The sequence below is a fragment of the Neobacillus citreus genome, from assembly GCF_018343545.2.
GTDB lineage: Bacteria > Bacillota > Bacilli > Bacillales > Cytobacillaceae > Neobacillus > Neobacillus citreus.
Genome location: NZ_JAGYPE020000066.1, coordinates 25,155 through 31,542, shown reverse-complemented (window position 1 = coordinate 31,542; position 6,388 = coordinate 25,155). Strand labels below are relative to the sequence as shown.

The following is a 6,388-nucleotide window of genomic DNA, read 5'->3' as shown; positions in this document are numbered from 1 at the left end:
CCGGATGTCACCTATGAAAATGTGAAATTCTTTTCCCTAATCTATTTTTTAAATCCGCTTCAGGCGATCCGAATGTTTTTGGAAACAGGTATGGGCGTTTACTCCTTCGGCCATATGTCACGGCTTTTGGAAGCATTCATGTGGACAAAACCGGTATTCTTCTTATTCGGAAATTTGCTGGTTTGGCTCATCGTCTCGTTTGCGAGCGCACTATTGTTTAACCGCAAGGAGGGCTATGAATGATTAAAGTCACGAATTTAAATCAATCATTTGGGAAGAAACTAGTATTAGACTCTGTCAATCTCGAAATCGGCCAATATGAAATCTGTGCCCTTGTCGGCCGCAACGGTGCCGGAAAATCGACGCTGATTAATAGTTTGCTTGGGCTATTGCCGATCAAGCAAGGCGAGATTACGATTAACTTTCAACCTGTCTCCAAGAAAAACAGTGAATGGAAAAAGGCAATTGCTTACCTGCCGGAAAAGTTCATGCTCTACCCGATGCTGACAGGCCTTGAAAATCTGACGTTTTTTGCCGAGGCAGTCTCCGGAACGGCGGATGCCGCAAGGATGGAAGAGGTGCTGCGGGCGGTCAGGCTTTGGGATGACCGCGATGAGCAGGTAAAGAAGTATTCCAAAGGGATGCTGCAAAGGCTTGGTCTTGCCATTACCTTGTATCAGGAGTCGAGCATTCTGATTCTCGATGAACCGACGAGCGGGATTGACCCAATGGGCCGGAAGGAAATTTTGGAGGTGCTGAAGGGACTGAAGGACAAAACGATCCTGCTCTCGTCACACCATTTGGATGAAATCCGCCAGGTTTGCACCCATGTTGCTTTTTTAAACGAAGGGAAAATTGAAAAATATACAGTTGGAGAGTTTTTAGACACACATCAATTAGGAGGTTTGGGATCATGAGGAAAAGGTTTATGCCCGCAGTGCTGCTGTTGGTCATGATAGTAGCTTTTGCAGCTGTCATGGCTGGCTGCAGTTCGGGGCCAGATTATAAAATTGACGTGACCAAGGAGCTTTATTTCCAAAAGGAAAAGGCTTCGCCGTTTGAAATCAAGGTGACCGAGAACGGAAAGGCGGTAACAGGGCTTTCTGTATCCGTCGAATTATCGATGTCCAACATGGACCACGGCACCGTGAAAGCCAAGTTTGCCGAGGGCAAGGGTGGCACTTACTCGGCTGACGTAAAGGTGCCGATGAACGGCAAATATGAAGCGGTTTTCAACTTTGAAAAAGGCGGGAAAAAGACTGAAAAGGTGATCTCCATCGAGGTGGCAAAACCTGAAGGTGTAGCCAAGGTAAACGGAAAATGGATTACCAATGAGGATGTTACTTTTTATAAGTTAATCAACCGGCTTCAGCTTGAGATAAACCGGGAGGCAGCCAAGAAGAACTACAGTGGTGCGCAATTAGACGAGGAGTTGGCCTATTTGGATTCTCAGGAGAAATTAGCTGAGGACAAAAACCAGCTATTAACACAGATTATCCGCCTCCGCTCGATGGCGATGCTGGCTGAGGAAAAAGGCCATAAGGCCGAGGCTGCTGAGGTGGATGCAGCGGTCGAAAAAGCGCGCGGACAATACGCACAATTCCCATCAGCTCAAGCGTTAATCAAGCAATATGGTGAAGAAAAATTTTGGACTGTTGAAAAGCAGCAATACAAACTGATTGTCTTGGCCCAAATGGTCCAAAAGGATTTAGTTGACCAAGCAAAAAAAGAAAACCCAAAGGCTGGAGACCAAGAAGTTTACTACCAAGCCCAAAAGAAATACGAAGACCTGCTGGTATCACAAATTAACTCGCTTAAGGTTGAAATCTTATAGCCTTAAAAAAAGGTGTCAGGCACCATGTGAATTTTTCACGCGGTGCCTGACGCCTTTTCCTATTTATTTCAAATTTCTCACCAAAACCCGGTATAGTTTATCATCTTTTTCATCCGGGGTACCGCGGCCGTCGGTGTTGTTGCTGACGAAGTAGAGGTATTCGCCGTCGTTGTAAACATCGCGGATCCGGCCCAATCCAGTGATGACTGCTGTGGTGCGGCCGTCCTCGAGGTCAAACTCGCGGACCGCATTTCCGCGCAGTGCAGCCACATAAAGTTTTCCATTATGGGCGGCCATCCCGGACGGCGCCCATGTTTCATTCCCGGACTGAAAGAGCGGCGTCACCATTCCCGCCTTCCGTTCCGTCCCTTGAATCACCGGCCAGCCATAATTCGACCCGAGCTTGATCCGATTGATTTCATCGTGCGCCGATTGCCCGTGTTCACTTGCATAAAGCGTCTCACCAACCCAGGCAAGTCCCTGCGGATTCCGGTGGCCGTAGCTGTACACAAAAGAGTTCGGAAATGGATTATCAACTGGTACAGACCCGTCCAAATTCATGCGCAATATTTTTCCCATTGATGGAGTTCCTTTTTTGCGCCGATTCCGGAACAGTCGCATCACCCGTTGTCACATAAAGCTTTCCGTCAGGGCCAATTTTGATCCGGCCGCCATGATGGTAGGCCGCACTCGGGATGCGGTCCAACAGGATCCGCCCCTCAACCCATTCAGCACCGTTCCAAGTTAACACAACGACCCGGTTGAACTGGCCCTGCCCCTCTTCCGAATATGTGTAATAGGCGAAGGCCTGGTGATTTTCTGCAAATTGGGGATCCAGCACAAAGCCGAGCAGACCGGCTTCCGCTGCTTCAGCCAGCGGTTTCCGTAAGACCACTCGCTGCCGTTCCATTTTGTCATTTTCGATTTTTGCAATGCTTCCTGTTCGCTCACTGATGTAAAATGTTCCATTCACTTTATCAATTGACCATGGGACAGATAAATTTTCAGCGACAACCTCAATATCAGGCTGGAGGACAATGGCTTCATCCCCTGGTTCCTCTTCTTTTTTTTCAAAAAAGGAACAGCCTGAAAGCAGCAAAATCAAAACTAACACGATGGATCCAGCTTTGTACATTTGCAGCCTCCTTTTATAAAACTTCCAGTATCGCCTTTCCTACACCGCTATTTTCATTTGTATCGGTAATCCAATCGCACAGCGACTTAATGTGCGGACTGGCATTGCCCATCGCAACCGCACGACCTGCCTTTTCGAACATTGACACATCATTAAAATTATCGCCAATCGCCATCGTTTCTGACAAATCAATCCCTCTTTCATTGACGAAGGCCTCAAGGGCAATCCCTTTTTGCGCATTCTTATGGGTAATTTCAATATTTTCAATGCCCGATTTGGTAACCTCAAGCTCGCTAAAGCCTTTGAGCGCGCCTGCTGCTTCACCAAGTTTGTCCAAATCAAAGGAGAAAACTAAAAATTTATAAATCTGATACTCATCACTTTCAAAAAGAAGTTCATAATTTTCAATTGGATGAATCAAGCCATCTCTGATTCTTCCTCCAGCCGCATGAACGACATAGTCCCGGTCGGCTTCAGGATTGGCGCTCATCACGATGTCCACGAGAATGGAAACAGCCTTGTCGGTATCGACGGAAAAAGCTCCCTTATTCGTGTATACCTCGAAATAGATATCCTTTTCGTACAATACCGCCGCAGCATCCTTGGCCATTTGCTTGGCAATTGGAGAAGCTGAAATAATCTGGCCTTCTTTTGAGCGGACCTCAGCCCCGTTCACACAAATAACTGGACATTTCAATCCCGCAGCATCTAACACATAAGTGGCTTCCTGATAGGATCTGCCGGTAGCAACCACTACTTCCACTCCGGCTTCCTGTGCCTTTAAGATCGCCTGTTTATTTTCCTCGGTAATAACCTGCATGGAATTCAATAATGTGCCATCCATATCTGTAGCAATACATTTCATCATGATGTTCTCCTTCATCTTTTCATTATCGCCATTCTACCATGAACAAATGGGATTTTCTCCTAATTGGCTCATTTTACATACTTGCTGCCTTCGCGAATGCTTAGAGGCGCTAATTGGTGCCCCACGATAAACCTCCCGACGGACCCAGGATTTGTCTTCGAATATTCCCGTAATGCCCAGCCAATTGCCTTTTGGATAAAAAATTCCTTGCTTGAGGCGTTCTCAAGTATGTATTGATAAAGCAGCTCCTCATCCGTTTTTTCTTTATATTTCAATTGAAAAAGAATCGCCGCTCTTCTTAGCCAGAGGTATTCATGGACGGACCAGCCGTTTATGGTCTCCTCGATTACCTCAGGGAAGACCTGTGCAATTGTTCCAACCGGCTTTGGGGCAATCGCATCGACCGTGTCCCACCAGGATTTCGTGGTGATCAGCCGCTCCATAAAAGACAAATCTGACTTGTCCAATTTGTTTAGCGACTTTTCCATATAAACAAGCGCAGTATACTGATATTCCCGTTCTTCCTTTTCCCACAACCCCCAAACAAAATCTTGATTAAATGGCTCCTTCAAAATCCCGGTTTCTTTAAAAAATTGTTTTTCCAGCTCGCTTCGTAAAGGTTTTTTTATGCCGAGAAACGGGAAATGCCCTTTCATATATTTTTCCATCGGCCCTGCATTTTCTTCATTTCTGTTCTCCTCAAAAAGCTCGGTCAAGAGTGCGATCTCTTTCAATAAACGTCATCCTTTCTTTTTACCTTATTTTTGGCGAAGAAACTCGTGTATAAACTAATAGGCAGACGACAAACTAACATGTGCGGAAGGAGGGATGATGATGACGAAAAAATTTAATAAAGGCAGCGACAACCAAAATTCAGCGCGCGCCGGCCACGCTGAAGCGGAATTCGCCGCCGAATTCGTAAGCGGCGATAACAGCAAAGGAAACAAACGCAACAAAGACCAGCAAAGCAAGACAAAACAAAACCTCACACATAACGGAAATAGGGCCTGACCCGCAGTTTTACTCACTAATGAGAAAAAGAACCAAGGGAATCAGGCCCCTTGGTTCTAAGCGTTTACCCCAGCTAATGCATTGATTTCTGCAGCAATTTTAGTTTGAATTTTTTCGACCACAGAAAAATCCATTGCGGCGATATAAATGTCCTCAAGTTCGTCATGGAGCTTTTTTGCCTTGGCGAGCCAGCTTGTTGCCTCTGTCATCTTGTTTCTATACTTGGTGGAAATTTTGCTGATAAAATCGGCAAAGATCTCATCTGTTCCCTGCTCGATTAAAATTTCATACATATCAATGATTTCATCACCGTCGCGGCTTGGGAAGTACTCGTGCGGTGCGGTGCTGTCGAAAATGGCAATCCCCAGCTCTCTAAAAATACACATATCAAGGCTATGAGGGTCAAAGCCGCAATGATAGATTTCTACATCGACGCCGCGCTCCTCTGCTGCAACAGCTAATTTTTTCAGCATCGTAGACTTGCCGGAACCCGGGCGGCCCTTAATAAAATAGCGTTTTTGAATGTCTTCCGTTAAATTAGGGACAAAATCAACTGCGCCTTTTGGTGTGGCAGCCCCAAGAAAACGGTGGCGGACATCGGCTTGTTTGCTTAACCTCATTTTTCCAAAGAAAGTTTCAATCAGCTTTTTGGTCAATTGGTCCGCTTTTTGGAAGTTCATACTGTTTATATAGATTTTTTCCCAATCATCATGAATTTCAAGCGCTTCTTTAAAAGTAGCGTAGGCTGTCGCAAAGGACTCACTAATTTGGTTGGTCAGCTTTTTGATTGTGTTTTTTTGCGCACTTAGCACCTTGGCATCCCACGCCTCGCCTAGATTAATATATTCTTCCACCGCGCCCGGCGCTTTCGGCTCAATGACGTGCGGAGCAGTTCCGTCAACAATGCCCACCTTTAAAGCCGGAATTATTACTCCATCAATAGAATTATTATCAGATGAACAGTGGAGCAGCTCGATGTCATAGCCTTTTTCCACCCATTCCTGGCCAATTTTTTTCATGAGCGACGATTTGCCCGTACCAGGCCCGCCTTTTAAGATAAACAAACGGTCAAGTCCCTGCAGGTTGGAATCGTACAAATTATGAAATCCCCTGGCTGTGTTACCGCCGGCAAAATAGTTTTTAATTTTCCCTGCCATTCATTAACACTCCCTTTTTAAAAATCAACATTGCCATTAGGCAATTTCAATCACAAAGATTAAGTTCACCATATCTTATGCTTTTGTTGTTTATAGGTGAATGCCTATGCGAAAAACTGATTTTTTTTAAAAAGGAAAATTTATTTTATTACATCAGCCAACTCAGCGTCGGTGATTTCTTGTAAGTGGTTCGGTCCGAGCACGATTTGCATGCCTATTTTTCCCGCACTGACGACGATTGCTTCAATTTCTGAGCAACTTTGGTCGATGAAGGTCCGGTATTGCTTTTTCATGCCGACGGGCGAGCAGCCGCCGCGGATGTAACCGGTCCATTTTTGAATATCCTTCACCGGAATCATTTCGACACTCTTCTCCCCGGCCGC

General features: G+C 45.6%; 7 protein-coding genes and 2 pseudogenes. 4 read left to right on the top strand and 5 right to left on the bottom strand.

Features of this window, described 5'->3' with window-relative positions; translation table 11 throughout:
- From KHB02_RS24950 to KHB02_RS24940, 3 genes and pseudogenes are all read left to right on the top strand, one after another.
- Window positions 1-243, top strand: a pseudogene (locus KHB02_RS24950) (copper ABC transporter permease); the annotation flags it as partial.
- The gene (locus KHB02_RS24945; protein WP_213147914.1) at window positions 240-917 is read left to right on the top strand and encodes an ABC transporter ATP-binding protein; all 678 of its coding nucleotides are present in this window, start codon (window positions 240-242) and stop codon (window positions 915-917) included. The pseudogene KHB02_RS24950 and the gene KHB02_RS24945, both read left to right, overlap by 4 nt.
- Window positions 914-1,834 carry a FixH family protein gene (locus KHB02_RS24940; protein WP_213147913.1) on the top strand — a complete coding sequence of 307 codons (921 nt, stop codon included), beginning with the start codon at window positions 914-916 and terminating at the stop codon, window positions 1,832-1,834. The genes KHB02_RS24945 and KHB02_RS24940 overlap by 4 nt, the downstream gene beginning before the upstream one ends.
- A 63-nt stretch (window positions 1,835-1,897) precedes the next feature.
- Here the strand turns inward: KHB02_RS24940 and KHB02_RS24935 are convergent.
- The 3 genes and pseudogenes from KHB02_RS24935 to KHB02_RS24925 form a co-directional block, all read right to left on the bottom strand.
- Window positions 1,898-2,969: pseudogene (locus KHB02_RS24935) on the bottom strand (PQQ-dependent sugar dehydrogenase).
- Between the two features lie 13 nt (window positions 2,970-2,982).
- Window positions 2,983-3,837, bottom strand: coding sequence for a Cof-type HAD-IIB family hydrolase (locus tag KHB02_RS24930; RefSeq protein WP_213147912.1), 855 nt, complete (start codon window positions 3,835-3,837; stop codon window positions 2,983-2,985).
- A gap of 68 nt (window positions 3,838-3,905) precedes the next feature.
- Complete coding sequence (locus KHB02_RS24925; protein WP_277398376.1) at window positions 3,906-4,571, bottom strand: DNA alkylation repair protein; 666 nt, start codon at window positions 4,569-4,571, stop codon at window positions 3,906-3,908.
- A 94-nt stretch (window positions 4,572-4,665) separates the two neighbouring features.
- Between KHB02_RS24925 and KHB02_RS24920 the strand changes: the two genes are divergently transcribed.
- Window positions 4,666-4,848: a hypothetical protein gene (locus KHB02_RS24920; protein WP_213148127.1), complete on the top strand. Its 183-nt coding sequence runs from the start codon at window positions 4,666-4,668 to the stop codon at window positions 4,846-4,848.
- A gap of 56 nt (window positions 4,849-4,904) precedes the next feature.
- Here the strand turns inward: KHB02_RS24920 and KHB02_RS24915 are convergent, their stop codons facing one another.
- Window positions 4,905-6,005 (bottom strand): PRK06851 family protein, encoded by a 1,101-nt coding sequence (locus tag KHB02_RS24915; RefSeq protein WP_213147910.1) that lies wholly within the window; start codon window positions 6,003-6,005, stop codon window positions 4,905-4,907.
- Window positions 6,006-6,145: 140 nt separating this feature from the next.
- Window positions 6,146-6,388: YbaK/EbsC family protein (locus KHB02_RS24910; protein WP_277398375.1), on the bottom strand; the 243-nt coding region annotated here is incomplete at its 5' end.

What these genes read in the sequence shown, in the direction of transcription:
- KHB02_RS24930 (WP_213147912.1), bottom strand. Translation starts at nt 3,837, where the DNA reads ATGATGAAATGTATTGCTACAGATATGGATGGCACATTATTGAATTCC.
- KHB02_RS24945 (WP_213147914.1), top strand. Translation starts at nt 240, where the DNA reads ATGATTAAAGTCACGAATTTAAATCAATCATTTGGGAAGAAACTAGTA.
- KHB02_RS24940 (WP_213147913.1), top strand. Translation starts at nt 914, where the DNA reads ATGAGGAAAAGGTTTATGCCCGCAGTGCTGCTGTTGGTCATGATAGTA.
- KHB02_RS24920 (WP_213148127.1), top strand. Translation starts at nt 4,666, where the DNA reads ATGATGATGACGAAAAAATTTAATAAAGGCAGCGACAACCAAAATTCA.
- KHB02_RS24915 (WP_213147910.1), bottom strand. Translation starts at nt 6,005, where the DNA reads ATGGCAGGGAAAATTAAAAACTATTTTGCCGGCGGTAACACAGCCAGG.